Raw genomic sequence first — 23,917 nt, 5'->3', positions numbered from 1 at the left:
GCTGTTCGCTGGCACCGGTTCACGCCGCAGGCCGGGTCCGTGACCGGACGCCGTGGTGGGCGACGAGACGGGCGACCGGACGGGCGACCGGACGGGCGACCGGACGGGCCGAGCGGCGCCGATGACGCGGGGTTCGACGACCGCCGGGGTCGCCGGGGACCCGACCGGTCGAATGGTCACCCCGGGGCTGAAGCCCGTCGCGAGGGCGCCACCGCTCCTGACTCCATGGGTGGCCGAGCGGCGCAGGCTCAACAGCTCGGTCATCGCCACGGCCGCCCCCGGCGCCGGGGCGGGCGCCCGGCGGCCGGCGGCCCGGGGCGTTGCGGTGACGGACGGCGTACTCGCAGGGACGGCTCCGGTCGGCACGGCTCCGGTCGGCACGGCTCCGGGCAGGATCCGGTCCCCGGAACGAGTGGCGCGCGGCAGCGAGGCGGCCGCCGGCGAGGAGGGCCCTCCGGACGAGCCCGGCGACGCCGGGTCGCTGACGTCCCGCAGCCGGGCGGCTGCCGGCGACGAGGAGCCCGGACTCGGCGAAGCGGACGGGCCCGCGGGTGAACCAGGGGCGGACGTGATCGAGGTCGAGGCCGACGCCGACGCCGAGGCCGAGGCCGAGGTCGGGGCGGACAGGGCCCGAGGCGGCGCAGCGGGAATCGGTGTGTCCCGGGGGGACCCGCCTGGAGATGCCGAGGTCCGAGGCGGCGCGGCCGGAACAGGTGGGAGTGGCGCACGACGTATGTCGGTCGCGGGGCGGACTGTGCTCCCCGAACCCCACAGCGACCGGAGCCGCCGCCCGATGCTCAACGACAATCCCGCTGACCTGCCAGTTGTGGTTGCCACCTCCGCAGGCGAGGCTGCCGACGGCCCGGCGAGCCGGCCGGGAGCCGCAGGCTTGCCGGGTACGACGTTCGGGGTCTCCGCGCCCGGAACGTCGGCGGCCGCTGGATCCGACCCCTCCGTCTGGACCGGGGCCGATGACTGGGCAGCGCGCTGGCGGAGCAGGGTGCTGGAGCGCGACCAACTCTCCCGGCGAACCGCCGCGGCCGCGAGGGTCGACGCCACACCGGGAAGCCCACCGGTGCCGCCCGGAGGCGACGGGGTCGCCGCACCGGTCATCCGCCCGCCGGCCGCCGGCAGGTCGACCGGGTCAGCCACCCCCGTGCGCAGGCCGGGGGACGCCGGCAGCGTGCCCCCCGGGATCGTCCGTAGCGCACCCGGCGACGCGGACGCGAGCGAACGGCGTACGGCGCTGTCGAAGCGCGGCGTGGCCGCACGCAACTGCCACGGGGCGGGCGCCCGGCGCGGAGCCGGAGAAGCGGCCGGCACCTCAGCCGAGGCGGGATCTGCCACCGACCTCCCCCCGACATGCGTGAGGTCCGCCGCCCCCGGGACGGCGTCGGACTCTCGGGACGAGCCGCCCTCGGCCCGTACGTCGCTCGGGCCCGGCGGCGGCCGACCTCTGCCCGGGCTGGCGAGGCCCGGGGCGGCATGCCCCGGGACCGATCCCTTCCTTCCGGCGGCTTCGACCGCTGCACCAGGTGTGGGAGCGTCGACGACCCTGCCGGCGCGGCCGGTGCTGCCGGCGTTGGGAGCCCGGGGAGCGCTGGCGCTGGGGGTGCTGCGTCGTACCGACTGCCCCGCGGCCGTCTGGGTACGCCGTGCCGTCAACCGGGCGCGGTCGCTCTCGGTGAGCATGGGCCCGGCCGCGGCCACCTCCTCGTGCCGCTTGACCCGGACCACCTGCGCCTGCAGGCCTCCGAGGATCCCGCCCGGCGACCAGGTCTCCTCGTTCGGCACGCTGCGGGCCGCCTGCGGCAGCCCCCGGTCGAGCAGCCGGTCCACCCGGACCGGCCGAGCCCGGGACAACCACAACGGGCCTTGGGTCCGCACGGACTCGGGAGCACTCCCCGGACGGGCACCGCTCCCGCTCCCGGCGGGGCGGGCGGCGGGCTCCGCTCCGCTCGTGGGGGCGGAAGCAGAGGCGCCGAGGTGGGCCGGAGCGGCTGGGGGTGCGGGGGCGACCCGACCAGGCTCCGGTGGGGCTGAGGCATTGGGAACCCACCACCTCGGCGGCCGTACGTAGGACCCCGCGTGGGCGGGATCGGGCCCGGACAGCGAACGACGGATGTCGACCGGCCGGGAGGTCGCGGCGGCGAACCGTGCGACGGAGGACGCCAGGCTGCCGATCCGCGATGGCAGCGGTCGTCCGATCGGCGGGCCGGGCAGCCGCAGCCGGCGGGCGGCCTCGCGCCCGAGCCAGGGGTCGGCGGCACGCTCCGGCGTACCCGCGTCGGTACGCGCGTCGGTACTCGTGTCGGGGCTCATGACTGGGTCTTCGCCCGGAAGCCGTGGTGGGCGACCTCGAGCTCCTCCTCCAGCGGATCGGTGCTCTCCACCGCGAACTCGGGTCCCTTCCAGCGGACCGGGAAGACGTCGATGAACTCCCAGGACCGCAGCCGCGTGCCGACCGAGTCGATCGCGGTGACCGCCCCGGTCGACTTGGTGAGCGCGTTCGAGTTGCCGGCGAAGCCCTCGCCCGAGGACTTGGAGAGCCAGTCGAAGAGGGCGTTGCTCTGGGTCATCCCCCGCCGGAAGACCAGGTGGGGCCAGCTCATCCGGCCCGGGACCCGGTGCGCGTAGCTGTTCTGACCCCCCTCGGCGAACTCCTCGACCGCCACCGTGACCGACAGCCCCTGCACCTCGCGGAAGATGCCGATCTCGACACCGTCGAGCTCGAACAGGAAGCGGTTGGCGATCGGAAGGTCGCCACCGAGGTTCTCCTCCGAGTTACTGGGCATAGTCACGCACCGACTGCCAGGCGCGGTCGTTCAGCGAGACCACGGAGCGCACCATCCGGACCCGGTCCATGTGCTCGAGGTCCAGCAGGTCGTCGAGCGGCCAGTGCAGGTGGTAGGCGAGGTAGGCGATCTCCTGCCACAGCGCGTCGGTCGGATAGCGCATCACCGTGCATCACCTACTGGGCCCGCCGGGGAAGCTCCTCGACCGCTCGACGCAGGGACGGGCGGGCGTCGTCGCCCTCCTCCGCCTCCCCCTCGTCGGCTGTGGCCGGGTCGCTCGGGGCGGAGGTCGGGCGCTCGTCCTCGACCCCGAGCAGCCGGGTGGACCGCTGGGCGCTCACCAAGGCGTCGAACTCCTCCTGGTCACCGAAGTTGATGACCCCGTAGAAGTCCTGCAGGAACGCGAGGTCCACCGCGAAGAGCCCCTCGATCTCGTGGCTGGTGATCAGCTCCAGGTCGCCGAGCTTCTCGATCACCCGGGTGAGCACGAGGATCGTCAGCCGCGGGTCGTCCGGGCCGGTGACGAGCGGGTCCCGCAAGGGTTCCAGCTCGTCACGGGCCGTCGCGAGCCGCATCGTCCCCGTTCGGTGCAGACGCCCCTGACCATCCACGTAGCCCCGGGGGAGCGTGAAGTCGTACGACGTCCGGAGGCTGCTCACTTGACCCGTTCGAGTCGCTCGATGACCAGGGTGATCGTCTCCTTGAGCGCCTCGTTGGAGTCGGTGCTGACCGCATCCGTGGAGATCTTGCTGGGCCAGCCGTTGAAGAAGTTGAACCGGCCCACCTCCTTGAAGGCGCCGTCGTACAGCACGACGGAGCCGTCCTTGCGGGACGCGGCCCGGGCCATGCCCGAGTGGCCGGTGTCCCGGATCTGCGTGAACCACTTCCAGATCGGGTCCGCCATGGCGTCCATCGGCGCCATCCGGGTGATCGAGATGTCGGCGGCCTTCAGGGCGTTGCCGCGGGTCTTCACGGCCTGCGCCTTCCCGTCCTTGCCGACCTGCTGGGTGGTCACGACGTCGTGCTCGACGTCGAGTCCGGAGACTCCGGACAGGATGATGTTCTCGCCGGAGATCTCCAGGTAGAAGTTCTGGGCGACGATCGGGTCGGTGTTGATCAACGCGTTGGGCATCGGGTGCTCCGCTCTCTAGGGCTCTGGTCGAGGTCACCGCCACTCAGGCGGCGACCTGCTTCTTCTGGCTGATCCGGAACACCACGAACTCGGCGGGCTTGACCGGCGCGATGCCGACCTCCACCACGAGCATCCCGGCGTCGACGGACTCCGGCGGGTTCGTCTCCTCGTCGCACTTGACGTAGAACGCCGCGTCCGCGGTCGCCCCGGCGAGAGCTCCGGCGGACCACAGGCCCCGCAGGAACCCGCTCACGGTCCGCTTGATGCCCTCCCACAGCGCCATGTCGTTGGGCTCGAAGACCGCCCACTGGGTGCCGCTGTGGATGGTCGTCTCGACCATGTTGAAGAGCCGGCGGACGTTGATGTAGTTCCAGTCGGTGTCCGAGGCCAGGGTGCGGGCGCCCCAGATCCGGATGCCCCGGGTGCCGAACGGGCGGATGCAGTTGATCCCGATCGGGTTGAGCAGGGACTGCTCGTTCTGGGTGACGCTGCGCTCGATGTCGAGGACGCCGCGCATGGTGTCGTTGGCGGGCGCCTTCCACACCCCGCGGGTGTCGTCGGTACGGGCCCAGACGCCGGCGATGTGCCCCGACGGCGGGATCAGCATCTCGCTGTCGCCGTTGACCCCGATCGGGTTCTCGACCTTGATCCAGGGGTAGTAGAGCGCGGCGTACGCCGAGTCGTACATCGCGACCTCGCTGCGCCACTCCTTGATCTGCTGCGGGTCCATCCCGGGAGGTGCGTCGAGGACCGCCATCCGGTTGCCGTTCTGCTCGCAGTGCGAGATCAGCGAGGTCTGCACGGCCTTCCAGAGACCGAGGTCGAGGGTCCCGTCCTCCTTGGTCGCCGCGGTGACGAGGTCCGGGACGATCACCATCGTCACGTCCTCGGCGACGGCGAGCCCGTTGATCCCGGCACGCGCCGACTCGGAGCCGGCGAACTTGCGCCCGTTGACCGTGACCGGGACCGGGGCCGCCTTCTCCAACGGGTAGAGGCCCGGCTTGACCAGCTCCAGCTGGGACTCGAGGTCGGCCTTCTCGTCGATCAGCAGGTCCACCTTGATCTTGGTGGAGGTGCCGTTGACGGCCGTGGCGACGTTCGACTTGCCGGAGCCGAAGTCGAGGTTCTCGAACTTCTCGACCGGTTCGCCGTTCTCGAGGATCGTCATCGTGAAGGTGCTCGGGCCCTCCGCGTCACCGCCACCGCTGTCGTCGGAGCTGATCTCCAGCGACAGGTTGGCGTCCGCCTCGAGGCTCTCGACCTGCACCGGCAGCCCGAGGCTGCGGTCGGCGGCGGGGAGCGCGATCCTGGCCGGCTCACCCGCGGGCTCGGTGTTCGGCACCCGGCAGATGTAGGCGATGCTGCCGCCGTTGGCGAAGTAGCCGTAGACCGACAGGGGGAGCATGCAGCCCTTGGCGAAGCCTCCGTAGAGGCTCTCGAACTGGGTCCAGCTGGTCACCAGGCGCGGCGCCAGGCCCTGCGGATCGTTCGGGTCGTTCGTGGGGGCGCTCTGGGTGAAGCCGACGAAGGCCGCCACTGCCGTGGGTGCTGCCGACAGCACCTTCTGCGACGACGCGACCTCTTCGACGTACACGCCCGGTGCTGTGTAGGTAGGCATCTGTGTTCCCGCTTCCCGATCGTTCGACGGTGACGAATGATGCTCGCGACATTCCTCTCCCCAGTTCGCGGACGTCAACAACGGAGGTGAAAAGTAGTCCGATGTGACTACCTCTTTGTATCTTTAGTAGGTTGACAGTTCCCGTCGACCCGGAGAGGCACCGTGGCCAACCGTCCCGCCGATCCCCTGCCGCTGCGCGAGGGCGATCGCGACCACCTGCTCACGATGACGCGCAGCTCGACGCTCCGGGCCGGCCTCGCCCAGCGGGCCAGGATCGTGCTGCTCGCCTCGCAGGGCCTGACCAACACCGCCATCGCCGACAAGGTCGGCGTCTCACGTCCCACGGTGATCGCCTGGCGCGACCGCTACGCCGAGAGCGGCCTGGACGGGCTGGACGACCGGGCCCGCGAGGGCCGCCCCCGCAGCCTGCCGGCGTCGGCGATCATGCGCGCGACCTGGCGTCGCCCGCCCCGACGACTCGGCGTGCCCCAGTGGTCCTCACGCCTGCTGGGCCAGGAGCTCGGGATCGGCCACGCGGCCGTCACCCGCGCCTGGCAGGAGTACGGCGTCCGCCCGTGGAGCGGTGACGCCTACCGGTTCGCGACCCGGCCCGAGCTGGTCGCCGCCGTCACGGACGTGATCGCCCTGTGCGTGGCACCGCCCCACAATGCGCTCGTGTTGACCGCTCGGGAGGCGGCCGGCGACCATCGCGGCAGTCACAGCCACCCGATGGCCGCCTCCACCCACCTGGGCCCCGGCTCGTTGCACGTCGCCCTGCAGGTGGCCGGCGCAGCGGGGGCGGCACGCCCGCGACGACGCGAGGCCACGGTGCTCTCGATGCTGCAACGTCTCGACGCCCGTCACCTCGAGGCGCCGACCGACAGCACCGTGCACCTGGTCGTCTCCGACCCGGACACCCTGACCGCACCGGGCCTGTCCGACTGGCTGACCAGGCACCCGTGGTTGCAGGTGCACTGCACGGACGGCCCCGAGGCATGGCTGCACCTGGTGGAGGCGTGGCTGCACCTGGCCGAGCCGCCTTCCCGGCAGCGTGCCGCGCGCGGGCCGGCGGCCGAGAGCACGGCCCGGGTGCGCGAGACCGTCCTGGGCTGGGGGCCGCGGTCGCGCCCCTTCGCCTGGACGCACGGGGGTGCGGCGGCGCCCCGTCACTGACCCCACACGTCGCCGCCCCCCAGTTCGCCGACACGGCGCTGACCCACGTCGGACGCCGGTGAACACAGGCACAGACGTACCCGGACAACCGTCAAAGTATTTTCCAGACAGCAGTCGGGTGAACTGTGAAGTCAGATCTCGGTGGGGCGGCTCCTTCCCTCAGCTCGACATGGTCGAGACGGCGCCGGGGTAGGTGATCGTGACCACGCCGCCCCAGGCACACTGGCAGGTCGATCCGGAGACCAGCGCGGGCTTGCCGCCGATCAGGGTCTTGGGAGCGCCCGGTTTCCACGGGGCCGGCAGGACGGGCACGCACGGCATCGGGGTCAGCACCCCGAGCGCTGCTGCGGTCGCCCCGGCCACGGTCGGGTTCGCGAGACTCATGCACATGCCGAACGGCGGCACGTTCACCATCGGCACGAAGTCCATGATCGTGCCGGCCGGCTTGCCCTCCACCATCACCCGTGGCGTCGGCAGGAAGGCCAGCGAGGACGGCGCGGCGCCGAAGCTGCACATCGCCATCGCACCGGTCGCCACGTTGAGGCCCATCAGCCACCACCCGATCCGCGCGTCATCGCTTCGACCCCTGCACGGACCCTGTGAGGGGCTCCCCTGCGTTCGTGACCAGGCAGATCGTCTCCCGGTCGTCGTCCTGCCAGCTGCGCGGCGAGGGCACCAGGTAGGTGAAGAAGAGCTTGGAGTCGAGGTAGTCGACGCCGACGTACTCGCGGAACTCCTGGGCGCAGGCGCCCTCGGCGAACTTCGTCAACGCCTCGTCCCCGGGGAACGAGTCGGGCGGATCCGGGTATCGCACGACAGCGTAGGCCTCCTGGGCATGCTCGACCTCGCAGTCGAGCAGCGTGAGGTCGCTGATCTGCGCCTTGATCTCCCCCGGGGCCGCGAAGCACTGACCCGGCTCGACCTCCATCACGTCGAGGTCCTCCCCACCCTGGTCGTCACCTCCGACGAGACTGCACGCGGTCAGCGAGCCGACCACGAGCGCGCCGCCCGCGGCGCGCGCCAGGTGCGCGTGCAGACGCCTAGGCATCGACCGGCTCCTCCCAGCGGTTGGCCAGCGCCTCGATCCGGGTGACAGCCGGCGCCTGCTCCTCCCAGTCAAAGGTGTCCGCAGCCACGGTGACCTGCAGGACGACGGCCGCCTTGAGGGTGCCGCCGACCACTCCCCAGATGTCGCGGGCCTGCGTCTTCTCGTCACCCAGGGACAGCCGGACGGTCGAGGAGAGGTCGCCGACGACGTACTCCTCGGGGAGCGCTTCGGTGCCGGCCAGGATGCTCACCAGGTGCCCGAGCAACTGGTGTTCGTCGCGCGGGTTGCCGGCCCAGGCGCTCACCAGGTAGCCGAGCTGGACCATCGGCTGGGGCCGCCTGCGGACCAGGCTTCCGCCGTTCTCCTCCGGGCGCAGCGTGGCCGATCGGGACGGCTGCGCGCTGCGCTGGACGTCGTACAGGAAGAGGTTCACGGTGATCCGGGAGAGCTGCGCGGACCAACCCGAGGTGGGGACGTCGAAGGCGACGTCGCCGACCTCCTCGGGGAGCGGGAGGCGCGCTCGCAGCAGGCGTTCGAGACCCGAGTCGACGTTGCTGATGAACACGTTGCCCACTGTGGCACGGATCTCATTGACTTTCAGCGAATCTCGTACCCAGAAACTTCCACCGGCACCGAACCCTCGCGCCTCGACACTCGGCGCATCGTTTGCGCAGGTCAGAGTCGGTTTCGGGATTCACGTCCGCACTCACCATCTCCGGACCCGGACAGCGAGCGCTCCGCGCCCGGCAGTGTTTTCCGCGTTCGCACACGGTCCGTCTAGTCCATCCCTAGGATCCGAAACGAGGCATCCTCACCACTCGGCAGGAGGATCAGGTGTACCGCGTCCCGGCCATCGGATCGCACGACGACGGTCCCCCGCCTGCCCCCACCATGTCGATCTCGGGGTCCCCGCCGTGCGCGTAGCCACCGACCAACGCCTGCTCACCGCCGAGCCCGGGGCCACCCTCGAGGTCCCCGTCGACGTGGTGAACACCGGTGACCTGATCGATGGTGTGACCGCACGGGTGATCGGCCTGCCGGACGCCCGGGTGACGGTGACGCCCGAGCTCCTGCCCCTCTTCCCCGACGGCCAGGGGCAGCTGACGCTCTCGATCGAGGTGCCGACCTCCCAACCGGCCGGCATGCACCCGCTGACGATCGAGGTCATCTCGCACGGCAGCGGCGAACCCTCCCAGCACGTCGACATCGACCTCTCGGTCTCCGCACGGCCCGGCGTCCGGTTGACCCGCACACCGCAGGTCCAGCGGGCCCGGCGGTCGGCGCGTTTCGAGCTGCTCGTGGAGAACACCGGGAACGTCGCCCTCGACGTCGAGCTGGCCACCACCAAGGAGGACCGGCGCACCTCGACCCGGTTCACGCCGGCGTCGATGGAGCTGCCGCCCGGTGGCCGGGGAGCGGGCATCCTCACGGTCCGCGGGCCCCGGATGTTCACCGGCAGCGAGATCGACCGGACGGTCGGCGTCGACCTCACAGCCCGCCGTGCACACAGCATCCCGGCCATGGACGAGACCGAGCAGGAGCCGGAGCTCGTCGACCAGGCCGTGGTCCGGCTGCGCCAGCGTCCGCTGATCAGCCGCGGCCTGCTGACCGTGCTGATCCTGGCGGCGATCGTCGCCCTCTGGGCGTTGGTCTTCCTGCTGGGGCTGCGTCAGGTCTTCGCCCAGGACGCGATGACCAAGACCCCGGCGGTCTCGTTCTTCCCCGTGAGCGCCTCGTCCACCGACGGCGCCGATCCCGGAGCGGACGGCGCGACCGAGGGCGGCGGGGCCGGCGGGGCCGGCGGCGAGGCGCCACCCGGGGCGATGAGCAAGAGCGGCCTGCTGCCCGCCGGCGTGGGCGGTGCGATCTCCGGGACGGTGATCGCCACCAGCAACGACGAGCCGGTCGGACGGATCCTGGTCGAGGCGCAGCGCAAGGCACGCACGGGCGGCTGGATCTCGGTCAGCTCGGCGGCCACCCAGCGCGACGGTACCTACGTCCTGGCCGGCCTCTTCCCGACCGAGTACCGGCTGAAGTTCAGTGCGCCCGGTTTCAAGGACCTCTGGTATCCCGACTCCCCCGGTCGGGCCGGTGGCGAACCGGTCGCGGTGGCTGCGCAGGAAGAGGCCGACGGCAAGGACGTCGTGGTCACCGGACTGCCCGGGAGCATTGCGGGCACCGTCGACCCGGGTTCGGCACTCGCCCCGTTCACCACCCGGGTCGTGGCCCGGGTGCTGGGTCCGACCGCTCTCGGCGGCATCGCGGCGCAGACCACGACCGACGCGGCCGGCAGGTACACGCTGCGCAACCTGAAGGCACCCGCCACCTACGAGCTGAGCTTCACCGCCGAGGGCTACCGGGCCACCACCGTGATCACCACCGTGGGTGGCGGCAAGGAGCGACTCCAGCCCAGTGTCGTGCTGGGCTCGGGCGAGGGCCAGGTCACCGGCAGGGTGACCGACGGCAAGAGCCCCCTGGGCAACGTGACGGTCTCCACCACTGTGGACGGCGAGGAGGTCGCCGTGATCACGCCCACCGTGGGCGCGGTCGGCGCCTTCACCCTGGGCAACCTGCCGACCCCGGGCACCTACGTGCTGACCTTCAGCAAGCCGGGGCACGGCTCGCGGACCGAGATCGTCGACCTCGATGCGGGGACGAGCACCGCCCTTCCGGAGGTGGTGCTGCGGGCCGGCACCGGCACCGTCAGCGGCACCCTGTCCGACGCCGAGGGCGACCCCGTCGGCGGCGCCCAGGTCACGGTCGGCGGAGCCCTGGTCGGCGGTGGCGTCTCGGCGCTGGCCGGCGCCCCCTCCACCGTCACGCTGACCGAGGGGAAGGACGCCGGCGCGTTCACTCTGAGCGGCCTGAGCGTCCCCGGCGACTACACCCTGACGTTCACCCTGCCCGGCTACGCCCCGACCACCGTGCCGGTCTCGCTGACCACCCGGACGGCAAGCGAGCAGGTGAAGGCCGTGCTGGTCGGTCGGTTGGGGCGGATCACGGGACAGGTGCGGTCGGGGGGCGAGGCCTTCGTCGGCGCCGTGGTGACGGCGACGAACGGCACGGATGTCATCACCACCACCTCCAGCGGTGCAGGAGGGGCGCTACCCACGGGCGGCTACGTCTTCCCGGGCCTCGAACCCGGCACCTACAGCGTCACGGTGAGCACGGACGGGCACCCCCAGGTCACCCAGCTGATCGAGGTCGGCATCGGTGGCACGACCGAGGCAGCGACCATCCGGTTCCCGGCGGGAGGCGACTGATGCGCGTCGATGTCACCCCGCGTCGCCTCGACGTCACCCCGGGTCTCCCGCAGGACGTGTCGATCACGATCAGCAACACCGGGACCGTGATCGGCGGCTACGCCGTGCGCGTGCTCGGCGCCGACCCCAGCTGGGTGAGGCTGGAGGCGGGAGACGTCTCCCTCTTCCCCGACGAGAGCCGCACCCTGGCCGCCACGATCACCGTCCCGCAGGGCCTGACCGCCGGGGAACGACGGGTCGCGATCCAGGTGCGCGAACTGACGCCGCCGGAGCACAGCACGGTCGACGAGATCGTCCTGTTCGTCCCGCACTCCGAGGCGGTCGAGGTCCGCGTCGACCCCGCCATGGTCACCGCGGGTCGTACGGCGCGCTACAGCCTGCTCGTCGAGAACGCCGGCAACAGCACGCTGTCCGGCCAGCTCTTCGGGGTGGACGACGAACAGAAGGTCGAGTTCCGGTTCGACCCCGAGCTGATCACCCTCGCGCCCGGCGAGCACGCGGTCGTCGACCTGCGGGCCACGGCGAAGCAACCCTTCGCCGGCTCCCCCGCCGTACGGATGCTGGACCTGCGCCTCGCCGACCCGCCGGCCGAGGACCCGGACGAGAGCGACTCCCGCCGGCTCCGACTCGGTCGATCCGACCGGCTCCCTCCCCCGCCGCCCGAGGAGGAGGGCACCCCGCTCGGCATCGCCACCTTCGTGCAGAAACCGATGGTCTCGCGCGGGTCGCTGTCGCTCTTCGGCCTGCTGGCGGCGATCACGGTCTTCGCGATCGTGATCACGCTGGCCTTCTCCCGGATCGTCGGGCAGTCGGCCGCGGACCGGAACCTGGCCCTGGAGATCGCCGCGGCCCGTGACTCCTCGGCATCCGGGAGCGGCAGCACCACGTCGGCTGCCTCCGGAACGGTCACGCTGCTGACCTCGGGGTCGCCGGTGGCGGCAGTGACGGTGGGCGTCTACGACGCCGCCGACACCGAAACCCCGATCACCACGACCGCGACCGGCGACGACGGGACGTGGCAGGCCGACGACCTCCCCGCCGGGGACTACAAGCTCCGCTTCCAGGGCGCCGGGTTCGTGGAGATCTGGTATCCCCAGGCGCTCGCGCCCGACGATGCCGAGACCCTGACGCTGGAGCCCGAGAGCCGCTCGGCCGGGCTGGACGTCGCCCTCGGCGGCGTGCCCGCCTCCATCTCCGGCACCGTGCTCGGCGACGACGTCTCGGCCGCCACGCTGACCCTCACGACACCGATCGGCGGGGGCCCACGCGGCGACCCCGGGTCCGCGACCGCGGGCGGAGCGACCGTGATGTCGGTCCCGGTCGGCTCGGACGGCACTTTCGAACTCCTCGACGTACCCTCCCCGAGCGTCTACGAGCTCGTGGTCACCAAGCGCGGCTACGCCACCTCGGCCCAACGCATCGACGTGGGCGCCGGCGAGGAGCGTGACAACGTCCGGATCACCCTGCGCGAGGGTGACGGGCTGATCTCGGGCAGGGTCACCAGCGTCGGCGGTGGCGCGCTCGACGGCGTGACCATCACGGCCACCGCGGGACAGACCACGGTCACCACGATGTCCCTGTCCGAGGGTGAGAAGGGCACGTTCGCCCTGCGCGGACTGCCCACCCCCGGGTCGTTCACGGTGGTGGCCAGCAAGGAGAACTTCGCCTCCCAGACCCTGACCCTGACCCTGGCGGAGGGGCAGCGCCTGTCGGGGGTGGCGATGACCCTGGGCAGGTCCAGCGGTTCACTCACCGGCACCGTGTCCCTGCTCGGGACCACCCCGAGCCAGGGCCTGGCCGGTGTCCTGGTCACCGTGACCGACGGCGAACAGACCATCCAGACCGCCAGCCACAGCGCCGGCGCCGAGGGGCAGCGGATCGGGGACTGGAAGGTCGGAGGGCTCAGCATTCCGGGCAGCTACACCGTCACCGTCACCCGCAGCGACCTCGCGCCCCAGACCATCGCGGTGAACCTCGACAACCGCGGCCAGATCACCCCGGACTCGGTCGGGGGCTCGGTCCTCCCCTCATCGATCGCGATCCGGATGCAGAGCTCGACGGCCGTGCTCGCAGGGGTGGTCGCCCAGCGCCCCGGGGAGGGCGAGGCCGCGGAGCCGGTCGGGGAGTTCACGGTCAGCCTCACCTCCGGGACGTCGTCGTACGCGATGACCACCGCGTCCCTGCCCAGCGACCGGGTCGGCGAGTACCGGATCGAGAACCTGCCACCCGGGACCTACACCGTCAGTGTCAGCTTCAGCGGTGTCACGCCCGCCACGAAGATCGTCCAGCTCACCGCGGGAGTGACCGAGACCTACAGCCCCACCCTGAAGCCCTCGGCCCAGGTGGCCGGTGTGGTGCGGACCGCCGACGGCGTCGCTGTGGGCAGCGGCTGGGTGGTCGAGCTGTACCGCTCGTCGGAGTACCCCACGGAGGTCTACCGGAGGGTGGTGACCGATGCGGAGGGAGCGTTCGACTTCGGCCCGGTCGACGCGCCGGAGGTGTACGTCGCACAGGCGCGCCGTACCCGCGGCAGCGCACCCGCCGGGTCCCGCACCTTCCGATTGCGCACCAGCGAGCAGCGCACGGCCCTCACGGTGACCGTCGATGACTGACCCCCGCTGGCAGCCCGTGCCCGAGCCGCCTCCGAGGGTGGAGGTCCCGGCCTCGCTGCGCACCGCCGCCGGTAGCCCCGCCCAGGTCGAGGTGCTGGTGACCAACACCGCCGAGCACCCTCGGGTGCTCTCGGTCGCCGCCCTGGGGGCTGATCCGAGCTGGTTGCCCGAGCCGGTGCGGACCGAGGTGCTGCCGCCCGGGGGCCAGACCACCGTCACCCTGACGCTCACACCTGCGGTCGGGACCTACCCGGCGCACTACCCGCTGGCCATCACGGCGCAGGCGCTCGAACCCGAGACCGGCACACAGGTGGGCGGCCAGGCCGGTCTCGCGGAGACGACCCTGGTCGTCAACCCGCGGGCCCTGGTCTCGATGGAGCTCTCCCCCACCGAGGCCACGGTCGTGGCCAGCACGTCGGTGAGCGTGGTGCTGCGCAACAGCGGCCACCAGCCGGCGCGCGTCACGCTGGCCTCGCACAGCTCCCGCAACGTGTCGATCCGACTGCGTCGCACCCACGTCGACGTCCCGGCCGGGGGTGAAATCCGGGTCAAGGGTCGTGCCCAGGTCCGGCGCCCGCGGATGTTCGGCATGCGCAACCGGCACACCTACACGCTGACTGCCAGCGGCACCGAGTCCGTCCGGCACGTCGAGGGGGCCGTCACCCAGCGCACGATCATCGGGCCCTGGGGCCTGAAGGCGCTCGCCCTGGTCTCGGTGATGGCGTTGTGGATCACGCTCGCCATGGTCTTCATTCCCCGCCTGGCCGACCAGTTCCGTCCCGGCGACCCCCGAGGTACGACGATCAGCGGCCAGGGCGACGCGGGCCCGGGGTCCGACGGCGGCTCGGGGGGCAGCGGCGGCGGCGCCGAGGGCGGAGCCGGCGGCGACGGCGGCGACGGCGCGGACGGGGGCGACGGCGGCACGCAGAGCGTGGTGACCCGGAAGAAGGCGAGCGCGGTCCAGCTCAGCGGCACGATCACCTCCGAGGAGCCCGAGGGCGTCACCGTCACGCTCCGCCCCACCTCGCTCGTGGACGAGGAGGCCCAGGGGGGAACGCCGATCGGGCTCGCCGCCGCGACGTTCGGCGCGGGCAAGAGCCCGATGCAGGCATTCCTGCTGCCCAGCGCGACCAGCAGCGCGGCGGAGCGCTCCGCCAGCACCACCAGCGACGGCACCTGGTCGTTCCCGCGGGTGAGCGCGCCCGGCTACTACCTCCTGACCTTCAGCAAGCTCGGGTACCAGACCCAGCGCTTCGTGCTCGACTCGACGAACGAGGCCGCCCAGGAGCCGCTCGAGGTGGACCTGGAGCCGGGGGACGGCAGGCTCTCCGGCAGGATCACCCGGGCCGACGGCGGTGCCGTCGGTGGGGCCGAGATCACGATCACCGACGGTACGAACACCATCACCACGAGCAGCAACTCCGGCGGCCGGGTCGGCACGTGGCAGGTCGAGGGGCTCGCGACGCCCGGTGACTACGTGGTCAGCGCACACGCGAGCGGTCTCAGCCAGGAGTCGGCACGGGTCAGGCTCCCGGCCGGCGCCGTACGGACCGTCGACCTGCGGCTGAAGCCCGGGGTCGCCTCGCTGGAGGGGACTGTGTCCCGAGCGCTCCCCTCGGGCTCCACGAAAGGCCTCGGCGGCATCCGGATCACGGTCACCGACGGCGCCGACGTGAACCGCTCCAGCACCACGGTGAGTCAGAAGGGCAGGAAGTTCCTCGGCCACTACAACGTGCCCGGCCTGCCGGTGCCGGGCACGTACACCGTGACGATCAGCGGAGACGGCTACCTCGCGCAGACCCTGAAGGTCCGGTTCCGGCCGGGCGCGTCGTCCCAGCAACGCGACGCGCAGCTGGCCCCTTCCACCGGCGTTCTCGCAGGTCTCGTCTTCAGCCGCGACACGTCGACCACCCCACCCGGGGGTCGCCAGCCCCGCAGTGGCGCGGGCATGGTCCTCAGCAACGAAACGGACACCTACAAGACCACCAGCACGAACAACGGCCGGTACAACTTCACCGGGGTGGCGCCGGGGACGTACAGCCTGGCCACGCGCCTCTTCGAGTACGGCACCAGCTTCCTCACCGTCGAGGTGAAGGCCGGCAAGCGGAACCCGGAGGACGTCGACGTCAAGCTCTCCGTGGTCGACGGTGGACTCCCCCCGGACACGGCCCGGATCCGGGGCAGCGTCATCGACGCCGCCACGGGACTGGAGGTCAGGTGTCCGACGGGGGTCGAGTGCCTCACGGCCCAGGTCACCGACACCGTCCCCGACGAGGACGAGCCCAACGACCCGTCGAAGGATGTCCTGAAGGAGTACACGACCACCTTCGCTCCGGACGAGACGTACCTGGTGCCCGAGGACGAGGACGACGGGCTCAGGCCCGGGCTGCACACGGTGCGCGTCACGGCCCCCCACTACGAGGCGGCCACGGTCAAGGTGGAGACACCCGAGGGCGACACCGTCACCGCACCCACCGCCGAGCTGTACCCCGCCCCCAAGATCCAGGGAACCATCTTCAGCGGGGCCGGAGTCCCCGGTGCCGACACCTGTGTCTGGGCGGTCCGCGGCCCTCTCACCGCCACACCCGATCCACCACTGCCGGCCTGCGGCACGCCGGAGAGCGACGACGTCTGCGCACCGACTCCCCCGGCGCCGCCGTACGACCCCCTCACCCCGCCCAGCCGGATCTGCGGCTTCGTGGCCGACCCGGGCCTCGGGAACTTCGTGATCGAGGTGCCCGAACACGGCACCTGGTCCGTCTACGTCGACTCCGCCAGCCAGGAGTACGTCGACCCGTCCCCGACCCAGGTCGTGCTCGGCCTCGGCGAGACCACGAACCGGAGCGCGGTCCTCAACCGCCTCGGTCGGATCAACCTGCTCGCCCTGACCCCCGACACCAGCGGGTACCTGGTCCCCGCGGTCGAGGCGACCGTGAACGTGACGGGCGATCCGCCCGACGACCGCAGCACCGAGACCGACGTGAACGGTCGGCTGCTGATCACTTCGCTCAGGCCGTCCACGACGTACGTGATCACCGGCCAGGACACGACCAACCCGGCACTGACCGGCACCTCCAGCCCCCTCTCCGTGAGCCTCAACCAGACCCTGGACCTGACCCTGCCGTTGACCGATCCCATCGCGTGGGTGGTCGGTCGGGTCACCAGCAACTTCGACGGAGCCCTGCAGGACGTCTCCGGCGCCAGGGTGAACATCACCGGGACCACCGACTACATCGGCAACGCGCCCGCCTACGGCACGCGCGAGGTGACCACCGACGCGAACGGCTGCTTCGCGCTGGACTCCAAGGTCGCGGCCCCGGACATCGACGACTGCACCGGTGTGATCGATCCCGCCCGCACGACGATGGAGCTGTTGTCGAACAACCTCCGGACGGTCCGTCTCGAAGCCAGCGGCTACGTGACCCGGGTACTGGCCGATCACGAGGTCAGCACCTCCGCGGTCAACTCCTTCCCCCTCGAGCCCCGGCCGGTCGGCTTCACCGGCACGATCGAGACGAACCCAACCCTCGCCGTGGACTGGAGCGCCGCCACCTTCCAGGTCACCTCGCTGTCGGGGGGCACCGAGACCATCAGCATCTCGACCAGCGGCACATCGTCGAACACCAACCTGACGTGGAACGACAGTCGCTACCCGACCAGCAACCAGATCCGGCCGGGCACCTACACCGTCACCGCCTTCGTCCCCGGGTACAGCCCGGGCGTCGGCACCTTCACCTGTGCCATCGGCGTACCGTGCTCGCCGCCGGCACTCGTCGTGAGTCAGCTGGGCGACCTGACGATCAGCACCGTGAATCCCGGGGGCGACGTCGACCACGCCGAGTTCGTCCTGCGCAAGGGCGGCAACGAGGTCCAGACGAAGCGCGCCGGCGAGGCCGACAACAGCGTGACGTTCAACGGCCTGGTGCCCGGCGCCACCGACTACTCGGTGCGGATCAAGGCCGCCGGACACATCTTCGCGACCACCGGCGCCACCCACGCCCCGGTCGACTGCAGCGCCGGCTCGGTCACGCTGCCGATCACCGCAGGGGCGTTGACGACCTGCACCGCCACCCTGACTCCGCGCGCCGCGATCACGGGCACGGTCAAGGGCATCCTGGCCAAAAGCCCGGCCACCTCCCCCACCCGGGATCTGGGTGGCGCCACCGTGACCGTGCGCCGCTGCGGCAACGCCGCCTGTGACACCTACGTGACCGACCAGACGTTCACCGGCACCACGGAGGTCGACGGCGATTACTCGATCAGCGGCAGCACGGCCGTCGAGGGGCTGCTGCCGGGTCGCTGGAAGGTCTCCACGCACCCGGCCGGCTACGCACCGACCGACACGATCGTCACGATTCCGGACGTCGATCCCCCGACCGACGTCACCGCGCACCTGAGGCCGTACGTCGTGCTGGCCACCTTCACGGTGACCCTGAAGGACGCCAACGACCAGAACGTCTCGGGCGCGAACCTGGCCCTGATCCAGGGTGGCACCAGCATCGCCGACGTCGACCCGGCCCCCGGCGGCGGCAGCTACCGCTTCGACAACGTCGTACCGGGCGGCTACACCCTGCAGGCCAGTGGGCCGGGGCTGATCACCTCGACCGTCCAGGTGACGATCGTCGAGGGCAACCCGTCCCAGACCTTCACGATGCGGATCGGGCGGGGCGCCAACACCGCCCAGGGCACGATCACCAGCGACGGCATCCCCTCGGCGCCGATCCAGGGCGCCGCCGTCACCCTGTGCGCGACCTCGGGCCCTGCCCCCTGCTCGACCACCGGCGACAGTGGGACCAACGGATCCCCGATGCGTGTCCTGACCGACACCAACGGTCGGTTCGAGCTGCGCACGGTTCCGGACGGGGACTACCGCGTCACGATCCGTGCCTACGGTCACGAGACCAGGACCGTCGGGCCCTTCACATTCGACCACCGGCTGTCCCCGGTCGGCCCGGTCAACGAGACCCTCACCAGCCGCCGGCGCACGGTCACGGTCACCGTGGACAACCCCGCGACCACCAGCGACGCGCTCGACGGGTCGGTCGTCTCGCTCGTCGCACGGTCCGGCGACGGCAACGCCGACCAGACCCCCGCCTCCCAGGTGACCAACCCGAACGGTTCGGAGACCTTCACCTTCAACGCGGTGCGGTTCGGGTGCTACCGGGCCACCCTCGCGCTGCCGGCGAACCACTACGGCACCACGGCCCTGACACCGCCGGCGACGGTGCCGCAGCTCACCTGTTCCTCACCTCACTCCTTCACCGTGACCGGAGCGGACAACAACGACCCGACCAGCGGCTCCTTCGCCGTGGCCGAGGGCAGGCTGACGATCACCACCACCGCCACGGCCCAGCCCGGCGCGGGACGCCCAGCGCCGACGACGGCGGACGTGGTGGTGAACCCGGGCGGTACCCCCACGCACACGGCGGACGGCACGCCGATCGGAACGCCCGTCGAGGTGTGGCTCGCGCCCGGCGGCTACGCGGTCCGGGCGACTCCGACCGGCCCCGGCTGGACACCGTTCTGGGCACCGAAGACGGTGAACGGCACCATGACCGCGGGAGCTGACCAGAGCGCCGGACCGGCACTCACCGAGGCGACCGGTCGCCTGGTCGCCTCGGTCACCGGGGCATCGGCCGGCACCGAGGCGCAGCTCACCGTCACGGCCGGTCCGGGGCAGACCGCGGACCTGCCCCCGGCGTACGCCGGCACGCTCACCACGACCGACGGCGCCTTCACCTTCGACCTGCCCTCGGGCAACTGGGTGATCGCGGCCGCGCTGCCACCGGCCGCGGCGAACGACAACCCGGTGACGATCGACCAGCTCGACGACACGGCCACCCTGACGCCCTGACCCGCTCGTCACATCGACCGCGTTCCGGCTCGCCGGGTGCCGAAGCCTCGGTCACCGGTACGCGACCCGAGTCCAGAGATGCGATCTCCCTTGGGCTGAGGTCGTAGAGTTCTCCCTCGCGACGTCACTGCCGGGTGGCCCCCAGGGGCCCCCGGCAGTCGCATGCCCCCGCCTCGACCCACGCCTCGAAAGGCACCCCCGTGACCGTGCTCGCCCAGCAGCCCGCGCCCGCACCCACCCGAGGTCCGGACGCCGCCTCTCAAACGGTGGACGCAGTCATCCCACCGCTCTCCGGCCGCTACATCGGCTACGTCCTGTACTTCGTCGGCGCCGGCCTGATCAGCGGGGCGGTCGTGCACCACCCGCTGGACCCCACGCGTTACACCGTGATCGCGCTGATCGGGGCGGCCGTGTTCGTGTTGGCCACGGTGGTCAACGAGTTCCTGCTGGTCGCCCACCGACCGCCCCTGAGTCGCGCGCTCCGCGTGGTGGGTGCGTCCCTGGTGCTCTCGTTCGGGATCGGCATGCTCAGCGGCGGACTGCAGCACTTCGAGGACTTCCCGATCCGTGGCGCCGTCCTGGTCCCGCTGGGGCTGCTCGTGTCGTTCATCGGATTCGTCCTGCGCGACGCCCACACCTCCTGGCGACGCATCTTCGGCCCGATCGGCCTGGTCGTCGCTCTGACCGCAGGGGCGGCCCACCTGAGCCTCGACGCTGTGGCCCACACCATGGGGGATGGCGGGACGCATGGTCATCAGCAGGAGAGCCCGGCGCAGGACGACGGCGTTCCGACGCACGGCGACTCGACGGAGGTCGAGAACCACGACCAACCCGAGAACCACGACCCGGCCGAGCACGCGGGCGAGACCGCGCCTGAGGACGGGCACGGACACTGATCGACCCCCGGTTCACCGACCGGGGCTGAGGCGACCGAGATAGCGCTCGAGGGCGACACCCTCAAGCGCCTCCTCGACGATCAAGCAGGACACCATCTCCTCCAGGAGCCTCCGGTGGGCCTCGAGGACGGCGGTGGCCCGGTCGAAGGCCTCCTGGATCAGGCGCGAGGTCGCCGTCTCGACTCGTCGACGGAGCTCGTCGGACAGCTCGCCCGTCGAGGCCTCGCCGCCCAGGTAGGTGTCGCTGGCGGAGCCCACGAGGCGCACCCGGCCCACCTCGTCGCTCATCCCGTACCGGACGACCATGTCGCGCGCGAGCGTCGTCGCCCGGTGGAGGTCGCCTTCGCTGCCGGTCGACGGGGTGCCGAAGGCGAGCTCCTCGGCGCAGGGTCCGGACACCGTCGCCACCAGCCGCGAGAACAGCTGGTCCGAGGTCATCAGCGCCGCGTCCTCGGCGCCTCCCAGCGCCACGGCTCCGAGACCCGAGCCACGCGCGACCACCGAGACCCGATGTACGTCCTCACCGACCACGGTGGCGACGATCGCGTGCCCCGCCTCGTGCGTCGCGATGCGCCGACGCATGTCCTCACTGAGGATGCGCCCTCGCCGCCGCGGTCCGCCCAGGACGCGCTCGATCGCCTCCACGAACTCCCCCATCGCCACGTTCGCCCGTCCCTCACGGATCGCCAGCAGGGCCGCCTCGTTGACGACGTTGGCGAGATCCGCGCCGGTGAAGCCGGGGGTACGGCGGGCGATCTGGAGCAGGTCGACCTCGGCTGCGAGCGGCTTGTTGCGGCTGTGCAGCTCCAGGATCCGGTGCCGACCGGAGATGTCGGGTTCGTCGACCGTGACGTGGCGATCGAACCGCCCCGGGCGCAGCAGCGCCGGGTCGAGGATGTCGGGACGGTTGGTCGCCCCCATCACCACCACTCCCGAGGAAGCGGCGAACCCGTCCAACTCCACCAAGAGCTGGTTCAGGGTCTGCTCACGCTCCTCGGATCCGCCGCTGTCGGCGCCACCCCGGCGGCGTCCGGCCGCGTCGAGCTCGTCGATGAACACGATGGCGGGCGCGACCTCGCGTACGGCGGCGAAGAGGTCACGGATGCGGGCCGCCCCGACGCCGACCAAGGACTCGACGAACTCGGCACCGGCAACCGAGAAGAACGGGACGCCGGCCTCCCCCGCGGTCGCACGAGCGATCAGCGTCTTGCCCGTTCCCGGCGGTCCGAACAGCAGCACGCCCTTGGGGGGGCTGGCGCCGAGCCGGGCGTACTTGGCGGGGTCGTGCAGGTACTCCACGACCTCCCTGAGCTCCGCGACGGCCTCGTCGGCGCCGGCAACGTCGTCGAACTTCACCTCGGGCGGGGTGGCGCGTCCCCGGTTCCGTTTGCCCAGCGTGCCGAAGCTCTTGATGTCGCTGCCCCGGCTGCCCGCTCCGCCGACGAAGAAGAGTCCGAACAGGGCGGCGAGGATCATCAGCGGCAGCAGACCGGTGGCGATCACCCGGACGGCGGCCTTGTCGGGCTGGCCGTCGACGGACACCTCGGCGCCTGCCTCGGTGAGCTGGTGCAGCAGCACGCCCGTGGCGGAGTCGCTCGCGGGGTAGGCCACCCAGAACGTCTCGTCGCCGGGCGCGAGCCGTCCGGCGATCCGAGCATCCTGGTCCAGGAAGGTGGCGCGCTCGACGTCGCCCGCCCGGGCGAGCTCGGCCAGCTGGTCGAGGCTGAGCTCCCGGCCCTCGGTGTCGGCCCCGAGGTGGAGCAGGCTCCCCAGGAACAGCGCGAACAGCGCGACCAGGGCACCGAGCAGCCACGCCCGCGGCGACAGCGACGCCAGTCCGAGCCGTGCGGCCTCCAGGCCGCGGAGCGTCCAGCCGGGTTGGCGCGGGCGGAGCACGAGCCGCTCCTGGGCCTGGGCGTCGACCGAGGACGCGGCCTGCTTCTCGAGGGTGTCGATCATCGTGGAGGGTTCCTCATCGTTCGGGTCTTCGGTTGTCGGTGGCGATGCAGTCGGGCGCCGGCGGCTGCACCGGTGAGGATCGCCGCGCCCCACAGGGTCCAGCTCGGGTCCGTCGTCGACGGCCGGCGAACGGCCGTCATCTGCAGGGCGGCGTGGGCGAGGGCCGGCTCTCCGTCCTGCGCCCGCTCCGCAGCGGTCGCCGCGAGGCCGGCCGGCGACGTCGCGGCGCCGGGAGCGGGCGCCGTACCCGGGGCCGGGGCCGGGGCGGAGCCGACCGCGGGAGCGGTCCCGCCGATGGGTGCGAGGCCGGGCGGCGGCGGCACCGGAATCAGGCCCGCTGCCTGCGGGGCTGGCCCGGTGGCCGGCACGGGGACCGCGGGCTGCCCCGTGATGCCCGGTTCGGTGGGCGGGCGGCTGCCCGAGAGGTCCTCCGGGGCGATCGACCCGCAGCTGACCTGGACGGTCGTGGAGGCCACCGTCCGGGCGCCGACCAAGGCGTCGACACGGAGGGGAAGCAGCTCACCCGACTGGTCCTCGGCGCAGCGCAGGGACCCGGTGAAGTCCAGCGCCTGGTCCCCCCGCTTCACGTCCACTGCCGGGTGGGTCCACCGAGCGGGGGCTGCCGCGGAGACGGCGACGTCGCCGCGCAGACGCAGACGCACGGGCTGCCGGTCGACCTGAGCGCTGAGCACCCGGCCGAGCACACCGACGAGGGTCGAGGTGTCGGCCAGATGGAGCTCCGTGGTGGTGCACACCATCGGGTCGCCCTCCGCGATCTCGACCGTCCCGTTGCCGCGGCAGTCGACACCCCCGGCCGGCGCGAACGAGCCGGTGGCGGCGGCAAGCTCCTCGAGATCGCGGCGAGCCGGGGTGGGCGCCGTGGTCGAGGCAGCATCCGCGGCCTCCACGGCCGCGTACCCACCGGGGACCCCGTCGTCACCCCCCTCTCGGACGACCTCCAGCGCGATCACCTGGATGCCCTGGGCCAGGAGAGCGTCGTAGACCGCCCCACGACCAGGCGCTTCCGGGTCGCTCTCGTCGCCGTACTCGACATCGGTGACCACCAGAACGGTGCGCAGCGAATGCTCCCGCCAGGTGGGCGCCTGGCCGGGGGCGACCGCGGGCCCGCTGAGCCCGACCACACCGGACCCGGTGGCGGTCTGGTGCAGGGCGATGAGGTGCGACTCGACACTGCCGCCGGTCCGCAGGCGCTCGAAGCCGCGCTGCAACTCGATGCCCGGCGGTGCGAGGTCCGCGAAACGTCGGTACCGCCGAGCATCTCGGGTGCCGAGCTCGCCGACCCCGAACCAGGCGTCGATGCCGTCCGCACTGAGACCGCGCACCACGTCTGCGAGACCGTCGGCCAGTTGCTGGAGGTCAGGCTCGAAGCTGTTGGACGTGTCCAGGAGGAAGTAGGTGTCGAGCGGGGTGGGTCGGCGCGGCAGGTTCAGCGAGAAGGTGATGTCGCTGTTCCGACCGGGCTCGAGGGCCACGGCCCCCGGCCCGGAGAGGACTGCCGGGGCCGGCTGCGGCGGGGAGGGGGTGGCGAACGGACCCATCTCCACCT

General features: G+C 71.9%; 14 protein-coding genes and 1 pseudogene. 5 read left to right on the top strand and 10 right to left on the bottom strand.

Going from position 1 to position 23,917, the window contains the following annotated elements:
* Positions 1 to 2,318: 2,318 nt before the first annotated feature.
* The 5 genes from ABZE72_RS07005 to ABZE72_RS06985 are packed head-to-tail and all read right to left on the bottom strand — an operon-like array spanning position 2,319 to position 5,545.
* Positions 2,319 to 2,795, bottom strand: a complete 477-nt coding sequence (locus ABZE72_RS07005) for a phage tail protein (protein ID WP_372728292.1) — start codon at positions 2,793 to 2,795, stop codon at positions 2,319 to 2,321.
* Positions 2,785 to 2,958 carry a DUF6760 family protein gene (locus tag ABZE72_RS07000; RefSeq protein WP_372728293.1) on the bottom strand — a complete coding sequence of 58 codons (174 nt, stop codon included), beginning with the start codon at positions 2,956 to 2,958 and terminating at the stop codon, positions 2,785 to 2,787. Before ABZE72_RS07000 ends, ABZE72_RS07005 begins: the two co-directional genes overlap by 11 nt.
* A gap of 13 nt (positions 2,959 to 2,971) precedes the next feature.
* The gene (locus tag ABZE72_RS06995) at positions 2,972 to 3,454 is read right to left on the bottom strand and encodes a hypothetical protein (protein WP_372728291.1); all 483 of its coding nucleotides are present in this window, start codon (positions 3,452 to 3,454) and stop codon (positions 2,972 to 2,974) included.
* Entirely contained in the window at positions 3,451 to 3,927 is a 477-nt protein-coding gene (locus ABZE72_RS06990; protein ID WP_372728290.1) for a phage tail protein, read from the bottom strand. The genes ABZE72_RS06995 and ABZE72_RS06990 overlap by 4 nt, the downstream gene beginning before the upstream one ends.
* Positions 3,928 to 3,970: 43 nt before the next feature.
* Positions 3,971 to 5,545: a phage tail sheath family protein gene (locus ABZE72_RS06985; RefSeq protein WP_372728289.1), complete on the bottom strand. Its 1,575-nt coding sequence runs from the start codon at positions 5,543 to 5,545 to the stop codon at positions 3,971 to 3,973.
* 162 nt (positions 5,546 to 5,707) lie between these two features.
* Between ABZE72_RS06985 and ABZE72_RS06980 the strand changes: the two genes are divergently transcribed.
* Positions 5,708 to 6,718 carry a helix-turn-helix domain-containing protein gene (locus ABZE72_RS06980; RefSeq protein ID WP_372728288.1) on the top strand — a complete coding sequence of 337 codons (1,011 nt, stop codon included), beginning with the start codon at positions 5,708 to 5,710 and terminating at the stop codon, positions 6,716 to 6,718.
* 159 nt (positions 6,719 to 6,877) lie between these two features.
* Here the strand turns inward: ABZE72_RS06980 and ABZE72_RS06975 are convergent, their stop codons facing one another.
* The 3 genes from ABZE72_RS06975 to ABZE72_RS06965 are packed head-to-tail and all read right to left on the bottom strand — an operon-like array spanning position 6,878 to position 8,331.
* Positions 6,878 to 7,267 carry a DUF4280 domain-containing protein gene (locus ABZE72_RS06975; protein ID WP_372728287.1) on the bottom strand — a complete coding sequence of 130 codons (390 nt, stop codon included), beginning with the start codon at positions 7,265 to 7,267 and terminating at the stop codon, positions 6,878 to 6,880.
* 22 nt (positions 7,268 to 7,289) lie between these two features.
* Positions 7,290 to 7,766, bottom strand: coding sequence for a septum formation family protein (locus ABZE72_RS06970; protein ID WP_372728286.1), 477 nt, complete (start codon positions 7,764 to 7,766; stop codon positions 7,290 to 7,292).
* A complete protein-coding gene (locus ABZE72_RS06965) occupies positions 7,759 to 8,331 on the bottom strand; it encodes a DUF4255 domain-containing protein (protein WP_372728285.1) in 573 nt (190 codons plus the stop codon). The genes ABZE72_RS06970 and ABZE72_RS06965 overlap by 8 nt, the downstream gene beginning before the upstream one ends.
* 349 nt (positions 8,332 to 8,680) lie before the next feature.
* Between ABZE72_RS06965 and ABZE72_RS06960 the strand changes: the two genes are divergently transcribed.
* The 4 genes from ABZE72_RS06960 to ABZE72_RS06945 all read left to right on the top strand — a co-directional run bounded on the left by ABZE72_RS06960 (position 8,681) and on the right by ABZE72_RS06945 (position 20,391).
* Positions 8,681 to 11,029, top strand: a complete 2,349-nt coding sequence (locus ABZE72_RS06960) for a carboxypeptidase regulatory-like domain-containing protein (protein ID WP_372728284.1) — start codon at positions 8,681 to 8,683, stop codon at positions 11,027 to 11,029.
* Complete coding sequence (locus tag ABZE72_RS06955; protein WP_372728283.1) at positions 11,029 to 13,641, top strand: carboxypeptidase regulatory-like domain-containing protein; 2,613 nt, start codon at positions 11,029 to 11,031, stop codon at positions 13,639 to 13,641. Before ABZE72_RS06960 ends, ABZE72_RS06955 begins: the two co-directional genes overlap by 1 nt.
* The gene (locus ABZE72_RS06950) at positions 13,634 to 19,495 is read left to right on the top strand and encodes a carboxypeptidase regulatory-like domain-containing protein (protein WP_372728282.1); all 5,862 of its coding nucleotides are present in this window, start codon (positions 13,634 to 13,636) and stop codon (positions 19,493 to 19,495) included. The genes ABZE72_RS06955 and ABZE72_RS06950 overlap by 8 nt, the downstream gene beginning before the upstream one ends.
* 200 nt (positions 19,496 to 19,695) lie before the next feature.
* Complete coding sequence (locus ABZE72_RS06945) at positions 19,696 to 20,391, top strand: hypothetical protein (protein ID WP_372728281.1); 696 nt, start codon at positions 19,696 to 19,698, stop codon at positions 20,389 to 20,391.
* Positions 20,392 to 20,403: 12 nt separating this feature from the next.
* Here the strand turns inward: ABZE72_RS06945 and ftsH are convergent, their stop codons facing one another.
* Both ftsH and ABZE72_RS06935 read right to left on the bottom strand, forming a co-directional pair.
* Entirely contained in the window at positions 20,404 to 22,350 is a 1,947-nt protein-coding gene (ftsH, locus tag ABZE72_RS06940) for an ATP-dependent zinc metalloprotease FtsH (protein WP_372728280.1), read from the bottom strand.
* Positions 22,347 to 23,917, bottom strand: a pseudogene (locus ABZE72_RS06935) (hypothetical protein); the annotation flags it as partial. The gene ftsH and the pseudogene ABZE72_RS06935, both read right to left, overlap by 4 nt.

It is taken from the genome of Nocardioides sp., assembly GCF_041600255.1.
Taxonomy (GTDB): domain Bacteria; phylum Actinomycetota; class Actinomycetes; order Propionibacteriales; family Nocardioidaceae; genus Nocardioides.
This window is presented reverse-complemented; position numbering and strand designations above follow the sequence as displayed.